Raw genomic sequence first — 21124 nt, 5'->3', positions numbered from 1 at the left:
TGCGCCCTCATTTGCTTCGAGTGTACCACAGACTTGTCTGCTCATCGACTATACTGTTGCATGAATCGTACTGCCGAATGTATCGCCTGTTGCCCAGCCTCAGTCTCCATATCAAATTGATAATCATGTCCCAGCTTCTCTGGCGAGTTCGAGAAAAACAAGGTTTCCACCTCAACATCAAGTCGCTTCAAGACTTGTGCCAGTTCAATCGATTGACTGGTCAACGGGTCATCATTGCCTGAGGTAATAAATGCAGGCGGGTACGCTGCTGTGGCCTGAAGCACGGTCGACATTTCATGCAAACGTGGATAGTCTTCGAATGTTTTGACTCCGGTATATGACCAGAGAAATGTCCGTATGAGTGGAAAACCTGTATTGGCTACTGTACTTAGATTGTATGGACCACAGTATAGAAGAACCCCACGCAACTCTTCCGGCTGAGTGGCTGGTGTTATATTCATCAGCTTGGCGAGAGAAGGATTCGTCACCACTGCCGCGGTCTGACTTGCAATCTGGGCACCTGCTGAATTGCCTGCGAGAAATATGTTTTCCGGGTCACCCTGATACTCACTGACATGGTTCTTCACGTAAGTCAAAGCCTGATTCGTCTGGATCACGGGAATGGGATATTTCGTATCCGGTGCGAGCGCATAATTCATACTGACCACAACGTAACCCTGTTTGGCTAATTGTACGGCATAATCTGCGATATCCTTTTTGTCACCCAAGACCCATCCTCCGCCATGAATCCACAACACAACAGGCAAAGGTTCCGATGTTACGGAAGGATAATAGATATCCAGCGTACTGTCATTACGCCCTTCGTCTGCATAGGGTACATCCACAACACGAGTTACGCCTTCCGAGATCATACGGTCCTTGCTGCTCGTATCTGGATTAGTAGTTTCAATTAATGATTTTAATAAAAATACGGCTATTTTGGGTGTCCATTGTGTACCAATCCCGATAAAACCTATGATCAAAATTAGTACAACGCTGGGAATCCAGTAACGTTTACGTTTAAAACCTTTTCCCCCCGTACGTTTCGTTTCCAACTTGGACTGCAATAGTTCCACCTCGTTCCATCATCATCGAAGCGTCTTTACGTCTAAAGTTGTGTACGTTGCGGAGAGGACCGGGTTTCCTCTTATTTGGGTCTTTTGGCAATTTCCTGTCTGACTTTCACATATGTAGTGGATACTTTTTGCTCCAGTGTATGAATAATTTGTTTCGAGCCTGCCCACTTCTCTGCTGCAGAAGCCAATGTGTTCAATGAGCTGAGTACACGCGACGTTTGGCTTTGCTTTGTACTCTGTTTGAACTGTTGGAGAGCGTTGGAATATCGTTCTTTTGCCAGACTTGCCTGTTTTTTAGCCGTTTGAATCTGTTTCTTCGCGGAGTCAGCCCCTGCCAGCATAGCTCGTAAACGTTTTATTTCAGCGCTCTTCCATTTACGTGCTTCAGCAAGTTCCTTTTTCTTGATCCGGATGTCTTCTCTGGCAAGCTTCACAACGGGTCTCAACGTCTCTGCCTGAGTGCGGATTGCTGCACTCCATTCCTTATTTTTGATAGCTTTGGCTGCGTCCAACTGTCTATTGACAGAACTATAGAGGGCGAATAGCGGTTCGTATCGGGCTTGTGTTTGCTTTACCTTTTCAGCTAGAGCTGCGACCTTCGCAGCATCGGTTTGTCTTATTTCTACACGTAATCGCTCCAATTCCGCGGTATTGGCGGCATGAAGTGTCTTTATTTTTTGTTCCCAAGCCTGCTCTTGTGTTTTCCAGTTCCCCACTTTCTCGTATGCTTGCTTCAACGTTAACTTGGTTTGTGCATCGGCTTTGTTCAAAACGGAGTCCCAGGCTTTCTGCACGGTTACGCCAAGATCTACGCCCGCAGCCTCCACTGAAGAAGCAAAATAGATCGTGCCTGCGCTGAACAGAATTACAAGCCCTATAAGCAGGCGTGATCCGAAAATAAGATGAGCGAATGATGACAATTGACCACGCCGAACGTTACTTTGTTCCATCATGTGACTATGGCTACCTGCTATTGGAGAAGGGAATAGTATGTCACTCGTCTCCATTAAAGCTACATCTTCTGTAGCTATATCTTCTGTAGCTATATCTTCGATATGCTGTCGCCCCTTTTTTTCTTCCAATAGGCCGTCATGTTCTATGAAGTTATGTGAGTTTGTTCGTTCCAATAGGGAAGAACAACACTCCATTGCCTCCTGTTCATTTATCGTTTCCTTCCACGTTTCTGTTTGCATGCGTCTCTACACCCTTTCTTCTAAAATATTTAGCAGAATAGCCAACGAAATCAGCGAACGACAAAAAAGCACCCGCAAGTCAGGCATTTGCCTGCTCTTACGGGTGCTTCCCTCATAAGCCGTTCCATATGAGATTCGATTGAACGAGTCGCTCGAACCCTTCCTTTTTCTAATATATTCCATCCGTTGTATCTGGTCAAGTAGTGTTTATATAAATTGAACTAATGAATTTTTACACTGCACACTCCGATGACAGAACAACCTTCCGATCGCTGTTATCCCCAGATTTTTTTGATTCTTTATATAAAGGGTAAATCCGGGGATAGCGTATGCTTCCGATGTAGCTTTCTTACAGAAAGCTTGTAGGCGAACGCTCCGCTTCTTCAGGTTCTTTCTGTCCTCTACGTTTTGTGTAAATGTTTAGTTCAATTTTTATAGTTTTCCTGGTCTAATATCAACCCTTCGATCAACGGGAGAACCCTTCCCGCATTTAATCAACAACGTATACAGCTCAACTTATTGATTGACCAAAATAGCTTTCATTGCCTCGGTCAGATCCTCTTCTTTCAGCATCATGTAGATGTTCTCGCCACGAGTTACATTCAACTTGATCTGATAAATGGTATCTTTCTCTGTTAGATAACCAGACCGTTGACGTTTGAGCAAATCACTAATGATTTCTTTGTTTTTAGTCGCTATCTGTTTGTTACCACTTAGATTTCCATCGATATATTCTGGCTGCGGAGTAGTCCACTGAAGCGAACCCGAACTGTTAATCTCCTGTTTCGCAAACTGAGCGGAGACAATCTCATCTGCCTGGACAAGCAACTGGTCGTATAACTTGTTCTCCTTCAGCCAAGCCAATACCCGATCATAGCTAGGTTTGATCTCATAATTCCACATCTCCCTCGGTTGAAATGGATCTTTCGAAGTAGAGTCCTGATTCATCTCCGCGTAAGCAAACGACTGCCACGGGGAGCGCTGTTCTTCATAGGTCTGATCCAAAATGTCCTGCTTCAACAATGCTTTGAACTCACGGACTTGCTCCGGATTGCTAATATAAACCTTCCGGTATGAACTTATGGCAGAACGAATGCCGAAACTTAACGCATCTTCGTCCAGCTTATACGTTTCAAAGGCGACTCTTTTGTAATCCTGGGACTGTTTCAGAGCCTTTAATTCCTGATGGAATTCGGCTTCTGGAATGTAGTATTTACGTTTCATCACTTTGCCGTTATCCAGCTTGTAGTTAATTAATATAGACTCATCATTACGCATACCTGTATTAATCGGATCATCCAGTAAAGGAAGATCGGAATCCACAATTTTTTGATGAAGAGCGATAACTGCCCCCATGTATTCCGGATCATTAGAATAGAGGTGAGTATCGTCCTTTTTCTGACTGACACCGTTACTGTACGTATAACTCTCCCCACCAAGCTTGATGCTGTTCACCTTGCTCATTTCAGGCACTCGAGCGGCGTATCCATTCCAGTCGGCAATAGGTACGTACAGTATCAGACCAGCGATGATACCATATAGAATCAGCTTGGGTAGCAGCCTGCTGCTCCAGATCAGCCATGTTTTGCGAATAATCATCTCGGCAACGATATAACCTACAATTCCGCCGAGGATATATCCGAAGATTCCCCACCCAGCTGATCCTCTTGGAGCAATCATTGTAAAGTAACCTCCGCCAATCAGAACCAATGTAAACATCAATCCAAAGCGGAATATAGGTTTTATAAGTTTAAACGTAACTGCTTGAGTAGCAGATTCAACCTGTCTCTTCGCATAAAGTAAATAGGTTAGAGGAATAAACAGGATTGTAAATATAGCATAGATAATTAACTCCAGACGGATTACAGGGAGGTTACTGATCGAACCCACACGCAGGACAAGTGAGAGTTTCTCCGCATTAAAGCCCACTTCTTCAAAAGCATATCCGAGCAAATAATGCTGGAGATGAAGTGACATAATGAACCATACGACAACAGGTAACAAGACGAGTGCGTACACGGTGAGTCCCTGCAATACAGATTGACCAATACACATGCCGACCGCTACAGTTAGCATGAACATAAATAGCGAGTAGATACTCATGCTCAAGCCCCACATCCAGATTGTACTGCCATCGAACAAAAACGCAGGTTGATCCAGTACCGCCCATACCCAGCCGGTAATCGCAGTTGTAATCCAGATTGGAATCAGGATCATGGCATATCCGGTCAACAGATTAATCGTTAATAGATGTTTACGACGTAACGGCAAACTATGGAACAGATCCGAAGGTGCACCAGATTGAATGTACCGAAAAAGAAAGATTCCAGCCGCTACGGGCAGTGTGATAGCGAACAAAATCTGCACTTCACCATTGGCCTGAAACAAACTTGTAATCTGCTGTGGCACATCTCTGTACTCGGTAGCAATATATAAAGGTAACGAGAACAACAATGTGATGAGAAATAAAATGCCTATCCATCCATGCTGTCTGAAATTTTGGATCAGGATGCCCCGGTTACAGAACAATCGGTTGAATATCATACCCTGCGTCCTCCATTTCGTAAATAAAGATTTCTTCGAGCGTCAAAGGCAGTACATCCAGCAGATACGGATCATGTATACGGAATTGATCCGTTACCTGTTGTCGGTTGCCTTTGACAATGTACAGGGATACACTTCCCCGTTTCTCTTCATGTAAAATATCAATCTGCTCATCCATGGCTTTGGCATGGTCCGGGTGGCGGAAAGCGACTTGGATTTTATGCGTATCGGCCTTCAGATCATCAAGATCCTTCTCTACAATAATTCGGCCTTTGTGCATAATCGCCACATGGTCACATAGATCTTCGATCTCACGCAAGTTGTGGGACGAGATGACAATGGTCACCTGACGCTCAGCTGCTTCCTGGAACAGCAAGTTTTTGATCTGCTGACGCATGACCGGGTCAAGACCATCAATCGGCTCATCCATCAGCAGCACTTCAGGCATACAGCTAAGTCCCAGCCATACGGCTGCCTGACGGCGCATGCCTTTGGACATACGATGCAGCTTGCGTTTTACATCCAGTTTGAATACGGTGGCCAGTTGCTTGAACCGCTCCTCATTCCAGCGCGGGTAGACAGAACGATAAAATGCAGCCATTTGAGTTATTGAAGATTGCGGAAAAAAGTACGGCGAATCGGCCATAAAAATTGTGCGGCCTTTAAGATCCATATTTTCATAAATCTCAGTACCCTCGATACGAACAGTCCCGCTGTCCTGACGGTAAATGCCAGCCATCATTTTGAGCAGCGAAGTCTTGCCTGCCCCGTTGGAACCGAGCAAACCATAGATCGACCCCTTATGTATGTTCATCGTTACGCCATCCACTGCCTTTTCCTGTTCAAACGCTTTGACGACTTGATTCAGCTCAATCATGAGGCTCCTCCTTCTCTATACGGGCCATCGCTTCCTCAAACAAAAGCGTCATATCCGCTTTGGTCAAACCGGAATACGAAGCTTCTGCAATCAACTTCACCAGAGACTCTCTGATCTCATCTCTCATGGCTTCATTCGGATGTTCCACAGACGATGATACGAAGCTCCCTTTTCCCTTCAAAGAATAAATGTAACCTTCACGTTCAAGCTCGCGATACGCTTTCTGAATCGTATTTGGATTTACGGTCAGCTGCGTGGATAACGCACGAACGGAAGGAAGCTGCTCGTCGGGCTTTAGAATACCGTATACGATCATTTCTTTGACTTTGTCCACTAGTTGCTCGTAGATCGCCTTACGGCTGCGTACATCTAATTCGAACATCCCGCACCTCCTTTCTGTACATGTGTGAAATAACCTATCGGTTTTAAATGACTGTATCTGAGGTGTACGTGCAAATATCTAGGTGTAAAAAGGCGTTACCTAAGCTGTACAGCTGTAGTGCCGCACCATTCAACTCTTAGGTGTATCAACTGTACTACTATTATTAATACAGTTAAATCGAATTGTCAACCGTTGACTTTGACTTCTTGTTTTATTGGGAGTACGTTAATAAAGAGAGGTTATATGGTTTATTTGACATATATAATTTTGGAAAGCAGGTTCATTCCGGTTTAGGACGGTGATCGTATCAGGAGTGGCATTCACATGAGGTGAGGCAAAACGGCTATCTGAAGCGATGTGGCTAGATGTGACTAGATGTGGCTACTTGGAAGAAGTGATGCGGCCAGCTACCCAAAACCTTTGCTTTACCGCTTTGACAGAATTACATGTAAAAGGTTGTTCAGGTCTTTCCCCTTCCGTTATGATGGAGATGAAGTATTGTTCAATAATCACTGTATCTTGGTTACTTTTTTTGTGCGCATTTAATCTGATTGATTGTTAGGTCGGTTATGCGTTATATATGCTGTGTTGCGTTATAGATCTATTGTCTGCACAGTAGTTGGCTGTTCAGCAGGTAGCTAAATTAGAGTTAGCGAGACTATGTACTTGCTTTAAGTTCGGGTTTGCACAAATGAGCTACTATGTAGGGATCGGGTGTAGAGTCGGCCAGTTATTCATTTGGTTTGTGGTAAATAATTCGATGGGATATATGATTAACGTTGATTGGGTCGGGGCAGCCTTCAGCCTTTTCAATCGTTTATCTGACCTTTTGGAGCGCCAACTCGTGCTGTCCGCACTGAGCATACATATTGTAGATATGTCTTTCAAAGGGTGGACACAGACATGAGAAAGCACTCTGGAGTTTGATTTCTACATATAGATCATTTGTAATTTTACGTACAAAAAAAATCTATATGTAGTGTTTTATTTTAAAGGATGGATATAGTACCTTTTCAGAAAAAGTGTCCACTCTTTGAAAGACAAAATGAAGATAAATGTCCTTTTGTAGTGGACAAAACTATGTCCAAATTCCATTTATATAAGTTGAACTATACATGTACACGGAAATTAAGAAGTCAATAATATCCCTAAGAAGTGTAGTTAAAAGCTTGCTGTAAGAAAGATACTATGGAGGCATAGGTTACGCTTCGAATACCTCACAAGGAGAATCCGAGATGAATGAACATAGACAGGATAAAGAGCAGAATAATGAACCCAACGCATCATTCGAAAATAGTGGACACCACGGGGATTCAACTGGGGAAATAAACACTTCAGATATAAGTCCGGCACAAGCAAATTCATCACAACGTGTGTTAATTGTAACCGCGGTTGATGCGGAGAAAGATGCGGTCCTCCGTGGTTTGGGAGACACGGGCGCGGAACGATTTGACGTCATCGCAGCGGGCGTTGGCCCAGCCTCGGCCGCAGCAGGAACAGCCGCTACATTGGCCTATGCCGTAGCGGCTGCAAGCACTAGGGCGTTAGCGCAGGGTTCCACTGCGCCAAGCCCATCCGATGTGGCACAGGCATCTGCCACATCTTCAAGGCCGGGGCCCCTTGCCGGGACCGGATATTCACCAGCCTACATGCTGGTGATCAGTGCAGGCATTGGCGGCGGGTTCCCCGGCCGGGCAGACGTCGGCTCCCTCGTGGTAGCCGACGCCATGGTTGCTGCCGATCTGGGCTCGCAGACGCCAGATGGCTTCCTTAGTGTGGACGAGCTCGGGTTCGGCTCGTCCATTGTGGCGGCGGACGCGGAGCTTGCCGCTCGCCTGCGCCATGAGCTGCAGCGGGCTGGGCTCGCTGTCAGCGGAGGCACTGCGGTCACCGTGTCCACGGCGACCGGAACAGCGGAGACGGCAGCGGAACTGTTGCGCCGCGTGCCGGATGCCGCCGCCGAAGGTATGGAAGGCTTCGGCGTGGCAACAGCTGCCCAGCAGTTCGGCGTGCCAGCACTCGAACTGCGGGCCATATCCAACGCGGTCGGTCCACGCGACCGCGACGCTTGGCGCATCAAGGATGCCCTCGATGCGCTACAGACTGCAAGTTCCATTTTACGGGAGGTTATTACATCATGAAAATTGCATTTTCCCCTTGTCCAAATGATACATTTATCTTTCACGCGTGGGTGCATGGTTTGATCCCAGGCGCACCTGAGCTGGATGTCCGATATGCTGATATTGATATTACCAATGGTCTGGCAGCAAATCCGGATGGACCCGACACACCTGAAGTGATGAAAATATCTTATGCAGCACTGCCGTACGTATTATCTGACTATGCTCTGCTTCCTGCTGGAGGCGCACTCGGCAGAGGATGCGGTCCACTGGTTCTGACCGCAAACGGTACAACCGATCCAGCCTATCTGTCTGGACGACGAGTTGCTGTGCCAAGTGAACGCTCAACAGCATATTTACTATTCCGTCTGTGGGCAGCGCAAAATGTTCCGGGCGGTGTAGGCGAGATTGTGGTCATGCCATTCGACCAGATCATGCCTGCTGTGCGAGACGGCAAGATTGATGCCGGACTTGTCATCCATGAAGCACGTTTCACGTACCAGAACTATGATCTCAAACTGATGACGGATCTCGGGAACTGGTGGGAAAGCGACACAGGCCTTCCGATCCCGCTTGGAGCGATCATCGCACGTCGCAACATGGACGCTCATGCCCTCGCCGGATGGGCACGCGCCTCCGTTGAATATGCATGGGCGCACCCGGATGAGTCGAGAGCATACGTTATGGAACATGCCCAAGAAATGGACCCTGACGTAGCTGCACAGCATATCGGACTGTATGTTAATGAGTTCAGCGCAAACCTGGGTGATGATGGTTACGGTGCAATCACTGCACTGCTTGGTCGTGCCATGAACGAAGGACTCGTTCCCGAGTTCGACCTTGATCTGTTGCGAATCTAACTTTACTTTAATTTGAGTTAGCTTCTCTTTGCTCTATATCTAAAGAACACAGCACATCTTATTTAGCCGAATAACGTGGTATGAGAATTCTAAAGAATCTCAGACACCGTATTCGGCTAAAATTCGTTCATATCGTCGACCAACTCGCATAATTCGCACAATAACGCTTCTACGATTCGTTAGAAATTGGTGTGTGCGTTTTTTCAGCGAATAGCGTGTGCTCGGTTCGTTTGAGTCCGCCCCGAGGTGTTCTGAGGAGTAAGCTTGGTAGAAACCTATTCGGGGTTCATTCATGGATACAAACCACTTAGCCAACCAGGGTGATGGCGGCGTCCTTGCGTCTTGTTTTTTTAGAGCTTGGTTACTTCCGGTTAATAAAGTTCGTATTCAGGAGGACACGAATCGGATTCTGTCCTTTATACTCCCCCGCACTTATTTCGCTGAATCACTATTTTCCAGCAAGATTGTATAAGCCTTACCGGGTTTGTGGTTTGCGGTTTGTGGTTTGCGGTTTGCGGTTTGCGGTTTGCGGTTTGCGGTTTGGCGGTTTTAGAGTCTATTTTTAACTAGACGAGATACTTGCATCAAGATACTTACTGCAGACTAGTTGCCTCACTAATCATGTTGGACTACACATGACACACAAAATAGAAAGAGCTGTCCCCTAACGTCAGACTTATGACGATGGGACAGCTCTTTTTTCACTCTATGCTCAACTTCATATCTATCACTCTACTCACCCCAAGATTGAAGCAGACAGAAACCCATGCAACTCAACGCTCTCCACGTCATCCTGAACCCTACTGTAACCCATCATCCCACCCCACAGCTCTCCCTTTCACAACTGCGGTCTACGAGTCCAACCATCACCTACGTTCTGCTGCAACCGCAGCCTAACGATCCCAACCATCACCTACGAATCAGCCACAACCGCGCGAATCATGATCCGCAGCGCATCCAGCATCATGTGAGTAGATAGCGAAGGGACGGAAGGCTGCAACACAGCCATCTCTGTGGAGGCGGGAAAATGTACAAATCCGGCACGGATCGGAAGTTGCCCTGCTCGAATGTGATCCAGTACCCGGTACATCGTGTTGTTGCAGATATATGTACCTGCTGTATTGGACACGGCAGCGGGAATACCTGCGGCGGACATGTCATTCACCATGGCACGTATGGGCAACGTGGAGAACAAACCGTCTGGGCTGCCATCTACAATTGGCTCGTCCACAGGACGCTGGCCTTGGTTATCCGCGTAGGAGCCCGGCGGAATATCTTTGACATTCACGGCGATCCGCTCCGGTGTGATGGACGTTCTGCCCTTGGCCAGCCCACAGGCGATGACCACATCTGGCCGATAGGCTTCCATCTCTGCGATCAGCAGGTCTGCACATTCATCGAAGTGCACGGGCAACAGTACTGTTTTTAGCTCAGCACCCTCCATCACTTCGTTTGCAAGAGCTTCCATTAACGCTCCTGTTGGATTCACCGCATCCCCGCCAAACGGTTCAAACCCGGATATCAGAATCTTCACCATCACACGTCAGCTCCTGTCTGTTACTCCGATTTGTAACGCAATCCCCACTGGCCCCGAATGGTGTCCATCAGCTTCATGATTTCCAGAGATTCGTCCAGTTTAATGGTATTGCTCTCCGTGCGGCCTTCTAGGATACAACGTCCCGCTTCTTCTGCCTCAAAAGCATAACCAATGCACGTTCGATCATCCGTGAACTTCTCCGGCTCATCCTGACCATTCACATGCAGATAGGCTTCTTTGCCAGCCAGGAATAAAGGGAGACGAATCTTGCCTTCCGTACCGTATATGACCGCTTCATTGCTGAGGTTCAGACGAATGGCAGCACTCAGTGACGCAGAACGTCCCTCGGAATAGGACAATAATACGGAAAACTGCTCGTCCACACCCGTCTCACCGATATTGGCCGTACTCCATACATGCTGGGGCTGTTCACCAAAGATCATCGATGCAAAGGAGATCGGGTACACCCCTGCATCCAGCAATGCGCCTCCACCCAGATCCGGATTAAGCAACCTACCTTCCGGCTCCCAGCCAACACGGAATCCAAAGTCTGCCTGAAGCAAACGTACTTCACCGATTCGTCCTTCTGCGATCCATGCTCTGGCTTGAGCGATTGGTGGCAAAAAGCGTGTCCACATCCCTTCCATCAGGAAAAGGTTGCGTTCCCGTGCCGTCTCCACCAGTTGCTCCAACTGACGCGCATTCATCGTGAACGGTTTTTCACAGAGCACCGCCTTGCCCGCCTCCAGACAATCCAGTACATTCTCCTTATGCACAGGGTGAGGTGTTGCCACATAGATAATATCTACCTCAGGATCTTGAAGCATCTCATCATAAGAACCGTAAGCGCGTGCAAAACCATATTCAGCTGCAAACTTCTCCGCGCTTCCCGCTGTCCGTGAACCTACCGCTGCTTTCACTGCGTTCCCGGCATGCTCCAAATCCCTTGCAAACTGGGATGCAATCCATCCCGTGCCCATAATGCCCCAGCGTACTTTGTCCCGTCCCACTATTTCTGTCATATTAAAGCCTCCCTACTGCAATTTGAGTTGAAAAGGTTCATGATTCAGATCAGGCCAACATGTTATCCCCTTTATTTTACCAAAAAGAAACGCTTACGTCAGAAAACGATTTCGATTATGTGCTTTCAATAGAATTCAAGCTCATCAGGGCCTCGAACATATCTGTGTACATTTCAATTCTCCAGTAGATTTGCTAAGATTATCAGCAGACTAGGGCCAAGAAGTCTTGTCCCTAAACTACTTGTAACTAGCGACAATCTGGTTAAACTATCGATCACATCTGATAACGGGATCATACCCGTGTGCTATTCATAAAACCCTGACTATACTGCAAACGCGCTTTGGACAAGGCAGCCAGTAATCATAACATCATGCAAAACGCATCAATAGTTGTTCAAGAAAGACCTTCAGGTCCAAGAAAATATGGTACGTTCCAGATTCAATCATTATCTAACTGTTCAAAAGAGAGGAGGTCGCATAGCACCATGACTACCATTCCCGGTACCACCCACAGCGGCATGAATCCACACATGTTACATCAGCAGACAAGTCCCAATGCAGAAAAGGAATCCTCAACCCGGGCAGACCTGAATGCCTTCCTGAATGATACCCTGATTGAACTTCGTCAGGCAGAACATATTATAACCCGTGGGAAATGGCGCTGGTCCACAACTGAGCTAGCTCATCATACCTTCATATACATGCACAAATTCACAGGCCAACTGATCATGAATGGAATCAAATCTCACGTGGTTCGCAAATCAGCTTGTCTGTCCCTACCAGGAACTGCAATTGAACTGATTAGTGATGAAGACCATGATATTGAACTGTATATCATTCACTTTGATATGTATCGGGCTACGGAGAAAACAAAATCCAGACGAATCTACGAACGTGAGCTCAGTTCACCTGTTACAGGCTGGATTCAGGGCCCATTTTACGGTATACAGCGCATTGCCGCACAGCTTACACAACTGACCAACGAAGGTTTGGAAACAGGCCTGAAGGCACAGCTCTTCCTAACTGAACTGTTACATATGCTCTGGCCTCAAGAAGACCAGACTGACGTAGGGGCTGGGCAGGATGAACCCGAACAGTGGCTCAGGTCCACCCTGCAATACATGCGCGAAAACTACATGCACGAGATCAAACTGGAAAAGCTGGCTGAACTGGCTGATATGCATCCATCCTATTACTCGCAGCTATTCAAGAGCCGCATGCAGAAGAATCCGATTGAATACATCACTCATCTGCGTATGAACCGGGCCAAGGAATTGTTGCTCACTTCCGATCTGCGTATCCGTGATGTGGCTCGTGAAGTGGGTTACCGTGACGAATTCTATTTCAGCCGACGTTTCCGGAACCATGCTGGATATGCCCCCACTTCCTATGCGAAGCAGGTCCATCGGAATATCGTGTCGCTCTCCTATCCATACACGGATCACCTGATGACACTTGGCATCACGCCATGTGCAGCTCAGATTCAGGGCCACCTGCCTCATATGCCCAAATCGTTGGCGCTACCCTTCCACGCTTATGAACCGTGGGAACAGGGACGTCAGGCATTCCTGGATGTAAATCCTGAATTGATTCTGACCAAGGATAATGCAGCAGCAAAAGCCATGGAGCACATTGGCGATGTCGCCCCCATCATCACGATTCCCTGGAACCAGACAGACGTATTTGGTCATCTGCATCAGATTGCATCCATTGTGGATCGTACCCAAGCAGCGACAGATTGGCTGGATCGACATGAACGCAAGGCAGAGCGTGCACGCAAAAAAATCAAGGAATTCGTCGGGGACATCACCGTTGCCGTTGGCACGTTAACGCCTAAAGGTCCACGGATGTACAGCCATCGCAACTTCGGACATGTCTTTTATCGAACCTTGCAATTGGCCGCTCCTCAGCGGATTCAGACCGAACTGGCTGGCAAATCTCCCGGCGTTGGATTCAACTGGCTGCCCTTCACACCAGGGGAATGGGACGGACTGGAGGCAGATGTGCTAGTACTGGCGATTAATTCTATGCATGAAAAGGCAACACTGTTGAAAGAGATGGCTTCGAATCCACTGTGGAACAGCCATCCTGCGGTAAAAAACGGACGTGTACATCTCATCGACTGGAACTCATGGGTCGTATATGCTCCATATTCCATCAACATCCAGCTCGATGAAGCGCTCTCTATGTTGACGAACAAACCTTCACTTTTGTAATCTAAAAAATGTCCATCTCCAGAATCTTAATTTATGCCATGTACGGGCCTGAATTAAGATTCTATAATGATCACTAATTGATAATGATAATCAATAACAATGAAATGCGTTGTTGGTACCAAAGGAGTGACCCGTATTCAACATCCGGGACTGCCACATCGTCCGTCTAATTCAAAAAAATCTGCAGTGACCGTTGGGCTGACGTTTTTGTCTGCCATAGCCATACTGCCGCTAAGTATGTTTGTCGCAATCTCTTTAGGTGCCAAAGGGTTAACGCTGGAAACCGTATGGGCTGCCATATTTCAGTACAACCCAGCTTTGACACCACATCAGATTATTCATGAGCTGCGGCTGCCTCGTGTCCTTGCCGCGGTTATTATCGGCGCTGCCTTTGCCGTTGCAGGAGCTTTAATGCAAGGTATTACGCGTAATCCGCTGGCAGACACGGGCATTCTGGGCATCAATGCTGGAGCCACTTTTGTCGTAGCACTGAGCTTTGCCTTTTGGCCCGGACTGTCATATGGATGGATCATGGTTTTATCATTCGTGGGGGCTGTTCTGGGCACACTGCTAATCTTCCTGCTTGGAATGGCAGCACCGGGTGGTCTGAATTCCATCAGACTGACCGTTGCCGGGGCCGTTATTGCAGCCATGTTAACCTCGCTCAGCACAGGCGTTGCCATTTATTTTGACCTGAGTCAGGATCTGGCCTTCTGGTATGCCGGAGGTTTTGGCGGAATAGAATGGCGGCACCTCAAGCTGATTCTTCCCGTGCTGCTCGTGACGCTGGTGCTGATTATGCCACTCGCCCGGCGTATATCCCTTATGTCACTTGGTGAAGAAGTGGCGATTAATCTCGGGATCAACCTGCGCTGGACGAGGTTTCTCGCCCTCGCAGCGGTTGTTGTGCTGGCTGGTGTGTCCGTGTCGGCAGTAGGCTCGATTGGATTTGTCGGGCTCGTCATCCCCCATATCTCACGCAAACTGGTGGGTGTGGATTATCGACTCATCATTCCGATGTCTTCTCTGCTTGGAGCGATATTACTGGTGCTCGCTGATCTGGGCTCACGCATCGTGAACCCGCCCGAGGAGCTCGCGGTAGGCATTATGGTCGCTTTTGTCGGTGTACCGTTCTTCCTCTATCTGGCCCGTAAAGAAAGGAGGGCCTTATAGCGATGAATTTTAATACACCCTCACGAGGTAAACGTTCGATAGTTGTCAGTATTACGCTGCTCTGCATCGCCATTGCCGTTATTGTGATCAGCCTGAACACGGGAACCATTCGTCTCTCCCCAATGGCTGTGTTACAGACTTTGCTTGGTAATGGCAGTTCGGATGATCAGATTGTACTGTTTGATTACCGACTGCCTCGCATCCTGGTAACTGTACTTGCTGGAGCAGGACTTGGTATTGCTGGAGCGGCCTTGCAAGGGATCACCCGCAATCCACTGGCGGACCCGGGTATTCTGGGATTACATGCTGGGGCAGCATTTGGACTAATGGTGTTTGTTAGTCTCTCCTTTACAATGGATGGTTCTGTAGCCTTGTTAATTCCGTTGTTTGCTTTTGCAGGCAGTGTTGCCGCCGCCCTGATCATCATGCTGTTATCTTATGATCGGCACAACGGCGTATCACCCATTAAGCTGATTCTGGTGGGAATCGCGGTAGCGGCCGGGTTCCATGCGTTGACACTTTACCTATCCCTGCGTCTGGATGAAGACACCTATTCCTTTGCCGCTCGCTGGTTGGCAGGAAGCGTCTGGGGTCGGGATTGGATTCATGTGCAAGCACTGCTTCCTTGGGTGGTGTTATGTATCTCGTACATTTGGAGTCGATCCAAAACGCTTGATGCCTTCAATCTTGGAGATGCTGCAGCAACCAGTATCGGAACACCTGTCCGATCCCAGCGTGTTATTTTGCTGCTCTGTGCCGTGGCTTTGTCTGCCGTCAGTGTATCGATGGCTGGTGGGATCGGCTTTATCGGTCTGGCGGCACCACATCTGGCGCGCAGGCTTGTCGGTCCGATGCATCGGCATCTGATCCCTGCTGCCGGGCTCATCGGTATGGTTATTCTGGTGACCGCCGATACGATTGGACGAACGATCTTTCAGCCTAATGCCATTCCGGCAGGCGTGGTGGTTGCTGCGATTGGTGCACCTTACTTTTTGTACCTTTTAGTACGAAGCAAGTAATCTTTTTTTCAAAAAACAATAAAGACATCCAAGAGATGTTCAAGGAGAATGTGACTACCCATGTTAAAGAAAAATCTTATGCTTGTCATGAGTATCTGTCTGGTGCTTGTGCTCGCAGCCTGCGGAACGGCCAACAATTCATCATCTGCTTCTGGCGGTTCGTCCACGGATACTTCAAGCAACAATCAGGACAACAGTGCAAGTTCAGGAGAGCCACGTATTGCCTCCATGTCGATCCATCTGACCAATGATCTGCTGTCTCTCGGTATTACTCCGGTTGGTTCCGTTATTGGTGGCGAAGCCAAAGGCTTCCTGTCCCATGTTGCTGATCAGCTCAAAAATACAACGCCACTTGGTCCGGTTAAAGACCCTGATATGGAAGCTTTGCTTGCCCTGAAACCCGATGTGATCTATCTGGACGAAGAATTCTCCGGTGATGATATTGCCAAATTCGAAAAGATTGCTCCGGTGCATGTCTTCAATCTGGATGACGGTACATGGCGCGACCATCTGAAAGAGATTGGCAAACTCGTGAATCGCGAGAAGGAAGCCGAGCAATACATTCAGGACTACGCGACCGAAACGGAAGAAGTGAAATCTCTGATTCATGACACGATCGGTGATGGTACTGTGATGGCGATCCGTGTTACTGCCAAAGAATTACGTGTGTTCAGTACACGCCGTCCCATGGGTCCCATTTTGTATGAGGATCTCGGTCTGACTCCTGCCAAAGGGATCACAGATATCGATTCGACTAAACCGTATCAAGTCGTCTCTCGTGAAATACTGCCGGACTATGATGCAGATGCGATCTTTGTGGTTGTGAATTCGGATGATGAAGCCAAAGAAATGTTCAAGGAGCTGCAAAACAATCCGATCTGGCAAGGTCTGAAAGCAGTCAAAGCCGGTCACGTCTACCCGATTGGAGCACAACCTTGGCTCGATTACTCATCGATCGGTAATAAAATGGCCATGGATGAAGCCAAAGAAATGTTCTCCAAAAAATAAAGTGTCCCGTACATCTGATACCTATCATCTATAAAAAACAACAAAAAAACCTCACTTTGAGATCGGAACAGCGTTTGTATGAATCATACTTACACTCTATTCCCCTCAAAGCTGAGGTTTTTTGCTTTGGATCTGCCAACAAGCTGCATTCCATCCTCTTCCACCAAGTGCGCTCATAGTGTACAGATAATGATCTCAACATCCGTATCGGCAAAAGTTTTCTGGATAATCTGACTGACCTTCTCCCATTTCAGCCTGTCCAGCCCACATCCTATTCGGGGCATAGCCAGTTTCGTAATACCTTCCATCACACATACGTCCCGCATGGATTCTACCGCATTAGTCAACGATTGGTACGTCAGCTTATTGGAGAACTTGGCCTTGGTGACCAGATTCAGCGTCCGTCCTACCGGATAACATCGTCCAATCTCAAGTGGCTCTTGTTTGGCCTGTTCTTGAAGATTTTCCAAACCGAATCGCTCGCGAAACTGTACCGCAATGCCCTTGCCCATCCTTGCATCAGCTGATATGCAGTGTGCAAGCGTGTACTCATCCCCCAGTTCAAATAGATCCTGTTGTCTCTCATGGAACTGCATCGCTTTCCTCTCCTTTATCACGCGCTCTCATTTAATCTATATAAGTTGAACTAAAGATTATTTACACTGACACTACGATGACAGAATAACCTTCCAATCGCTGTTATCCCCAGATTTTTTTGATTCCTTTTTCTATGAAGGGAAAATCCGGGGATAGCGTATGCTTTCGATGCAGCTTTCTTTCAGAAAGCTTTTAGGCGAACGCTTTGCTTTTTCAGGTTTTTTCTGTCCTCTCCGTTATCGTGCAAATGATTAGTTCAAACTATGTAGATCCCCTACTTTTATTAGGCCTCTGCCAAAAAACGTTGAAATGCCTTTAAAGTTCTCTGACCTGCTGATCGATCATATACAGCAAATACAATTCGTTCAAAGGAGTCCTTAAATCCCTCTCCCACTAACACATCATGAAAATACTTCGCCACCACTGCCGGTTCATTACGAAATACTCCACAACCATATGCACCGAGAACAATCGTCCGATGACCATTCGTAACAGCCACGTCCAGAATATAACGGATACGTTCCTTCATCACGGACTCAATCTGTAGATCATCCGCTTCTCCACGCTCTTTCACCACACCCGCATTCACCGCTGGCGCAGTGATGAAGGATGATACATAATATTTGTCCAGCAGCCTGTCTTCATCATCACGAATCACCGGAACATCCGGTGAATAGATCATATAATTCGAATAGAAACCCGATCGCTGTTTGCGATTGTAATCGTACATTTCATCCATTTGGGCGATGCACGGGTATAGTCCTGTCGCTCGGGCCAGACTCTCTTCCTGTGCCTGACTTCCGCCAAGGAAACCGCCGCCAGGATTTTTCGCCGATGCAAAGTTCAAACAGACCACATCTTCTCTTCCTTCAGCTACCGTCAAACGTGAAGCCGCTCCAAGTGTAGTCTCGCCAGTAACTTCAATGCGACCCGGTGCAGCCTCAACTTCAGATGATGGGGCCGTGGGTTGAATTCCAACGTAAGCTTCTGTACGAAGCTTTTCTCTGAGCGCAGACAATTCTGCTGGACGGTATAACGCCGAATTTCGGATGGCTTGCTGCACATCGGTACCTATCTCAACCTTGCGATCATACCCATTTACGTACTGCCCTTCATCCAAAATAGCCAACGTCTGCTGTGCGATATTAGCCCGCATGGAACGTGAATTGGAGCCACCATTACCAGTTGATCTACCGAGTTTACTGTCGTGGCTATAACGCCCGTTGCTATTTTTGTTATTGCTGCTGTTGTTCTTATCCTGTTGTTGATCACTCATCTGAATCACTTCCTATATCTTCTCTTAGACGGGTCAGAATCTCACCCAGCCAGTTGGTTCCCCGCCATGTTCTTCGATTACGAATACGCGGGTCTTCCTCTGCCAGTCCCACACCCCAGATGCGATCATCCGGACTTGCTTCCACAAGGATCGTTCCACGAGTGGCACGCAGCACGGTTAGCAGTTCTTCGTTTTGTGTAAATTTGGCCAAATTTCCTTCGTAGACAATGCGCTGGCACTCAGCTTCCCATAAAGTCTGGTCGAAGCCTGCAACCTGTCTGCCCAGCTTTTTTTGTACCGAAGCAGAGCTTGCCTTCAGAATCTTGTCTGCAATGGTCTGATCCCCAAACAGCAGCGCTTTCTGGTACATCATGTATTGCTCCGCACTCGTGTAGTGAATCCCATTCACGGTAAAATCCGCCGGGTGCCACTGTGAGAACGGAGATGCAGTCCGCCAGAAAAACGTAAACTTTTCCATCCATATCCCCTCCTTACTTGCTCCTCATGTATGTAGCGATCCCGCCTTGGCTTGAATCACTTCGTCCGAGTTCATTGATTCTTACCGTTTCGTTTCTACGGTGTCTGCCTCTCTGGATTCAATCTGTACAAGCGGGATGGTCGATGACCGGCACTGCTCGCATACTCTCCCGTCTCAATGACCCAATCGGCGATTTTGCGCCGGAAAGCGGCAGCCAGAAGTTTTTTGCCACTGATGATCTCATGTACTTTCTGAAGTGCAGTCAGCGTAAATGTCTCCGGCATCAGATTAAATGCAATATCCGTGTACTCGATCTTGGATCGCAGACGCTCAAGCGCATAATGAATGATTTTGGCATGATCAAATGCAATCCCCTGTACCTCACCCAACGTCAAACGATGGTTCCGCACTTTTCCTTCTATCGTTTCTTTCGTCTCAACAATTGCCGACAACTCTTCCGTTCCATTGGTCAATATCAACTGCAGCCTGCGTTCTGTCACACGTCCACGCTCATGGATATGGCGTTTCTCTTCCAGAAGTCGCTGCTCCACCCGAAACCAATTGGCCTCACTGGCATCATCGCCAGCCCGAAGCTCCAACTCGCTGCTATCAACCAGCGCCATATAGGAACAGCTGATCACTCGCGTACGCGGATCTCGCTCCACATCTCCCCAGGTGTACAGTTGCTCCAGATAAATATCATCCAGCCCCGTCTCCGTCAGCAATTCCCGCCGAGCAGCATCTTCCAATGATTCCTGCATGGAGACAAATCCGCCCGGTAATGCCCACTGTCCCAGATAGGGATGACCGCCCCTCCGGATCAGCAGTAACTGGAGTTCGGGTTCCGCAAGCTTGCGATAGTTCTCCTGTGCCTCACTGCGGATCGTAAAGACCAACATGTCCACAGTGACGGAAGGACGTTCGTAATCACCAGCATTATACGTTTCGAGAAACTGTTGTTCACTGATATGTGCCTGATCCTGATGCTCCCGGTAATCGGGAGCTTTTCCTCCAGAGGAACCTTCATAAGTCATAATAAACGAACTCCATTCTGTTATTAACATTATGTTATTAACAATTAGATAATATCAATTTATCACATCATTTTATCTCAGGTCAATATTTCCAGTCCAAAATAAATGATCTGTATTCACTTGACGATGTGTCAAATCAAACTTAAGATTTAGTTAGTCGACTAACTAAATGTGCGTATTCAAAAAGTCTGGTATTCAGTATCGAGAAGATGGAATGAAGGTAGAAATGGAGTAGATGATATGAACCCAGTCCAAAACGATCGGTTAATGGGACAGCTGTCCGAACTCGTGAAACTGAAACGTTACAAGGTTCATGAGAAACTTGTGAACCACCCCGAGTTATACCCGGGGCAGCCCCCTTTGTTGTTCCAGCTTGAACGGGAAGATGGCCAATCCCAGAAAAATCTGGCCGAACAACTTCAGCGCAGTCCCGCAACGGTAACTGTCATGCTCAAGCGCATGGAGTCATCAGGTTATGTGAGACGCGAAGCAGACCCGAAGGATCTGCGCAGTCTGCGGGTCTATCTGACGGATCAGGGGCGCTCTGCGCTACAAGAATTGAGAGAAGTGATTCAGGAGTTGGAACAGCAGGCCCAGAAAGATTTTACACCAGAAGAATCCCGGATCATGTCTGCACTTGCACAGCGTATGCTCCAAAACCTGCGTGAATCCTGAGTTGATGCAGACTCGCGACATCGTTTAAAAGAAAATA

At 47.6% G+C, this 21124-nt stretch carries 18 protein-coding genes; 7 read left to right on the top strand and 11 right to left on the bottom strand.

Features of this window, described 5'->3' with window-relative positions; genetic code table 11:
* Nucleotides 1–41 precede the first annotated feature (41 nt).
* The 5 genes from MKY87_RS21360 to MKY87_RS21340 form a co-directional block, all read right to left on the bottom strand.
* On the bottom strand, nt 42–1055 hold the full coding sequence (locus MKY87_RS21360; protein ID WP_340966095.1) for an alpha/beta hydrolase: 1014 nt from the start codon (nt 1053–1055) through the stop codon (nt 42–44).
* 92 nt (nt 1056–1147) lie between these two features.
* Nucleotides 1148–2269: a hypothetical protein gene (locus MKY87_RS21355; protein WP_340966093.1), complete on the bottom strand. Its 1122-nt coding sequence runs from the start codon at nt 2267–2269 to the stop codon at nt 1148–1150.
* Between the two features lie 516 nt (nt 2270–2785).
* The gene (locus MKY87_RS21350; RefSeq protein ID WP_340966091.1) at nt 2786–4813 is read right to left on the bottom strand and encodes a hypothetical protein; all 2028 of its coding nucleotides are present in this window, start codon (nt 4811–4813) and stop codon (nt 2786–2788) included.
* A complete protein-coding gene (locus MKY87_RS21345) occupies nt 4788–5690 on the bottom strand; it encodes an ABC transporter ATP-binding protein (protein WP_091034215.1) in 903 nt (300 codons plus the stop codon). The genes MKY87_RS21350 and MKY87_RS21345 overlap by 26 nt, the downstream gene beginning before the upstream one ends.
* Complete coding sequence (locus tag MKY87_RS21340) at nt 5683–6072, bottom strand: GntR family transcriptional regulator (protein ID WP_091034217.1); 390 nt, start codon at nt 6070–6072, stop codon at nt 5683–5685. Before MKY87_RS21340 ends, MKY87_RS21345 begins: the two co-directional genes overlap by 8 nt.
* 1235 nt (nt 6073–7307) lie before the next feature.
* On the opposite strand from MKY87_RS21340, the gene MKY87_RS21335 reads away from it, so the two are divergent.
* Together MKY87_RS21335 and MKY87_RS21330 are read left to right on the top strand one after the other, a co-directional pair.
* On the top strand, nt 7308–8213 hold the full coding sequence (locus tag MKY87_RS21335) for a futalosine hydrolase (RefSeq protein WP_445669428.1): 906 nt from the start codon (nt 7308–7310) through the stop codon (nt 8211–8213).
* Complete coding sequence (locus MKY87_RS21330; RefSeq protein ID WP_339785961.1) at nt 8210–9052, top strand: 1,4-dihydroxy-6-naphthoate synthase; 843 nt, start codon at nt 8210–8212, stop codon at nt 9050–9052. The genes MKY87_RS21335 and MKY87_RS21330 overlap by 4 nt, the downstream gene beginning before the upstream one ends.
* A gap of 913 nt (nt 9053–9965) precedes the next feature.
* On the opposite strand, the gene pcp is transcribed toward MKY87_RS21330, so the two are convergent.
* Together pcp and MKY87_RS21320 are read right to left on the bottom strand one after the other, a co-directional pair.
* On the bottom strand, nt 9966–10589 hold the full coding sequence (gene pcp, locus MKY87_RS21325; RefSeq protein ID WP_340966089.1) for a pyroglutamyl-peptidase I: 624 nt from the start codon (nt 10587–10589) through the stop codon (nt 9966–9968).
* A gap of 20 nt (nt 10590–10609) precedes the next feature.
* Nucleotides 10610–11611, bottom strand: coding sequence for a Gfo/Idh/MocA family protein (locus tag MKY87_RS21320; RefSeq protein ID WP_340966087.1), 1002 nt, complete (start codon nt 11609–11611; stop codon nt 10610–10612).
* Between the two features lie 485 nt (nt 11612–12096).
* On the opposite strand from MKY87_RS21320, the gene MKY87_RS21315 reads away from it, so the two are divergent.
* The 4 genes from MKY87_RS21315 (at nt 12097) to MKY87_RS21300 (ending at nt 17027) form a co-directional block, all read left to right on the top strand.
* Nucleotides 12097–13827 carry an AraC family transcriptional regulator gene (locus MKY87_RS21315; RefSeq protein WP_340966086.1) on the top strand — a complete coding sequence of 577 codons (1731 nt, stop codon included), beginning with the start codon at nt 12097–12099 and terminating at the stop codon, nt 13825–13827.
* A 237-nt stretch (nt 13828–14064) separates the two neighbouring features.
* Nucleotides 14065–15000, top strand: a complete 936-nt coding sequence (locus MKY87_RS21310) for a FecCD family ABC transporter permease (RefSeq protein WP_340967516.1) — start codon at nt 14065–14067, stop codon at nt 14998–15000.
* A gap of 2 nt (nt 15001–15002) precedes the next feature.
* Nucleotides 15003–16019 (top strand): FecCD family ABC transporter permease, encoded by a 1017-nt coding sequence (locus MKY87_RS21305; RefSeq protein WP_315937973.1) that lies wholly within the window; start codon nt 15003–15005, stop codon nt 16017–16019.
* A gap of 60 nt (nt 16020–16079) precedes the next feature.
* Entirely contained in the window at nt 16080–17027 is a 948-nt protein-coding gene (locus MKY87_RS21300; protein WP_340966084.1) for an iron-hydroxamate ABC transporter substrate-binding protein, read from the top strand.
* Between the two features lie 173 nt (nt 17028–17200).
* Here the strand turns inward: MKY87_RS21300 and MKY87_RS21295 are convergent, their stop codons facing one another.
* The 4 genes from MKY87_RS21295 to MKY87_RS21280 form a co-directional block, all read right to left on the bottom strand.
* Nucleotides 17201–17623, bottom strand: coding sequence for a macro domain-containing protein (locus tag MKY87_RS21295; RefSeq protein WP_340966081.1), 423 nt, complete (start codon nt 17621–17623; stop codon nt 17201–17203).
* A 284-nt stretch (nt 17624–17907) separates the two neighbouring features.
* A complete protein-coding gene (locus MKY87_RS21290; RefSeq protein ID WP_340967514.1) occupies nt 17908–18780 on the bottom strand; it encodes a TIGR02452 family protein in 873 nt (290 codons plus the stop codon).
* 112 nt (nt 18781–18892) lie between these two features.
* Complete coding sequence (locus MKY87_RS21285) at nt 18893–19378, bottom strand: NADAR family protein (RefSeq protein WP_340966079.1); 486 nt, start codon at nt 19376–19378, stop codon at nt 18893–18895.
* A 95-nt stretch (nt 19379–19473) separates the two neighbouring features.
* Nucleotides 19474–20412 carry an NUDIX hydrolase gene (locus MKY87_RS21280; RefSeq protein ID WP_340966076.1) on the bottom strand — a complete coding sequence of 313 codons (939 nt, stop codon included), beginning with the start codon at nt 20410–20412 and terminating at the stop codon, nt 19474–19476.
* Between the two features lie 240 nt (nt 20413–20652).
* Here MKY87_RS21280 and MKY87_RS21275 point away from each other — a divergent pair, with 240 nt between their 5' ends.
* Nucleotides 20653–21087, top strand: a complete 435-nt coding sequence (locus MKY87_RS21275; RefSeq protein WP_017690321.1) for a MarR family winged helix-turn-helix transcriptional regulator — start codon at nt 20653–20655, stop codon at nt 21085–21087.
* Nucleotides 21088–21124 lie beyond the last annotated feature (37 nt).

The sequence above is a fragment of the Paenibacillus sp. FSL R7-0198 genome, from assembly GCF_038000415.1.
Taxonomy (GTDB): Bacteria; Bacillota; Bacilli; order Paenibacillales; family Paenibacillaceae; genus Paenibacillus.
The sequence above is the reverse complement of the archived record's forward strand: the minus strand, read 5'-3'. Positions and strand labels throughout refer to the sequence as shown.

Coding starts and splice junctions, on each gene's coding strand:
- MKY87_RS21355 (WP_340966093.1), bottom strand. CDS start 2,269: ATGCAAACAGAAACGTGGAAGGAAACGATAAATGAACAGGAGGCAATG.
- MKY87_RS21350 (WP_340966091.1), bottom strand. CDS start 4,813: ATGATATTCAACCGATTGTTCTGTAACCGGGGCATCCTGATCCAAAAT.
- MKY87_RS21345 (WP_091034215.1), bottom strand. CDS start 5,690: ATGATTGAGCTGAATCAAGTCGTCAAAGCGTTTGAACAGGAAAAGGCA.
- MKY87_RS21340 (WP_091034217.1), bottom strand. CDS start 6,072: ATGTTCGAATTAGATGTACGCAGCCGTAAGGCGATCTACGAGCAACTA.
- MKY87_RS21335 (WP_445669428.1), top strand. CDS start 7,308: ATGAATGAACATAGACAGGATAAAGAGCAGAATAATGAACCCAACGCA.
- MKY87_RS21330 (WP_339785961.1), top strand. CDS start 8,210: ATGAAAATTGCATTTTCCCCTTGTCCAAATGATACATTTATCTTTCAC.
- pcp (WP_340966089.1), bottom strand. CDS start 10,589: ATGGTGAAGATTCTGATATCCGGGTTTGAACCGTTTGGCGGGGATGCG.
- MKY87_RS21320 (WP_340966087.1), bottom strand. CDS start 11,611: ATGACAGAAATAGTGGGACGGGACAAAGTACGCTGGGGCATTATGGGC.
- MKY87_RS21315 (WP_340966086.1), top strand. CDS start 12,097: ATGACTACCATTCCCGGTACCACCCACAGCGGCATGAATCCACACATG.
- MKY87_RS21310 (WP_340967516.1), top strand. CDS start 14,065: ATGTTTGTCGCAATCTCTTTAGGTGCCAAAGGGTTAACGCTGGAAACC.
- MKY87_RS21305 (WP_315937973.1), top strand. CDS start 15,003: ATGAATTTTAATACACCCTCACGAGGTAAACGTTCGATAGTTGTCAGT.
- MKY87_RS21300 (WP_340966084.1), top strand. CDS start 16,080: ATGTTAAAGAAAAATCTTATGCTTGTCATGAGTATCTGTCTGGTGCTT.
- MKY87_RS21295 (WP_340966081.1), bottom strand. CDS start 17,623: ATGCAGTTCCATGAGAGACAACAGGATCTATTTGAACTGGGGGATGAG.
- MKY87_RS21290 (WP_340967514.1), bottom strand. CDS start 18,780: ATGCGGGCTAATATCGCACAGCAGACGTTGGCTATTTTGGATGAAGGG.
- MKY87_RS21285 (WP_340966079.1), bottom strand. CDS start 19,378: ATGGAAAAGTTTACGTTTTTCTGGCGGACTGCATCTCCGTTCTCACAG.
- MKY87_RS21280 (WP_340966076.1), bottom strand. CDS start 20,412: ATGACTTATGAAGGTTCCTCTGGAGGAAAAGCTCCCGATTACCGGGAG.
- MKY87_RS21275 (WP_017690321.1), top strand. CDS start 20,653: ATGAACCCAGTCCAAAACGATCGGTTAATGGGACAGCTGTCCGAACTC.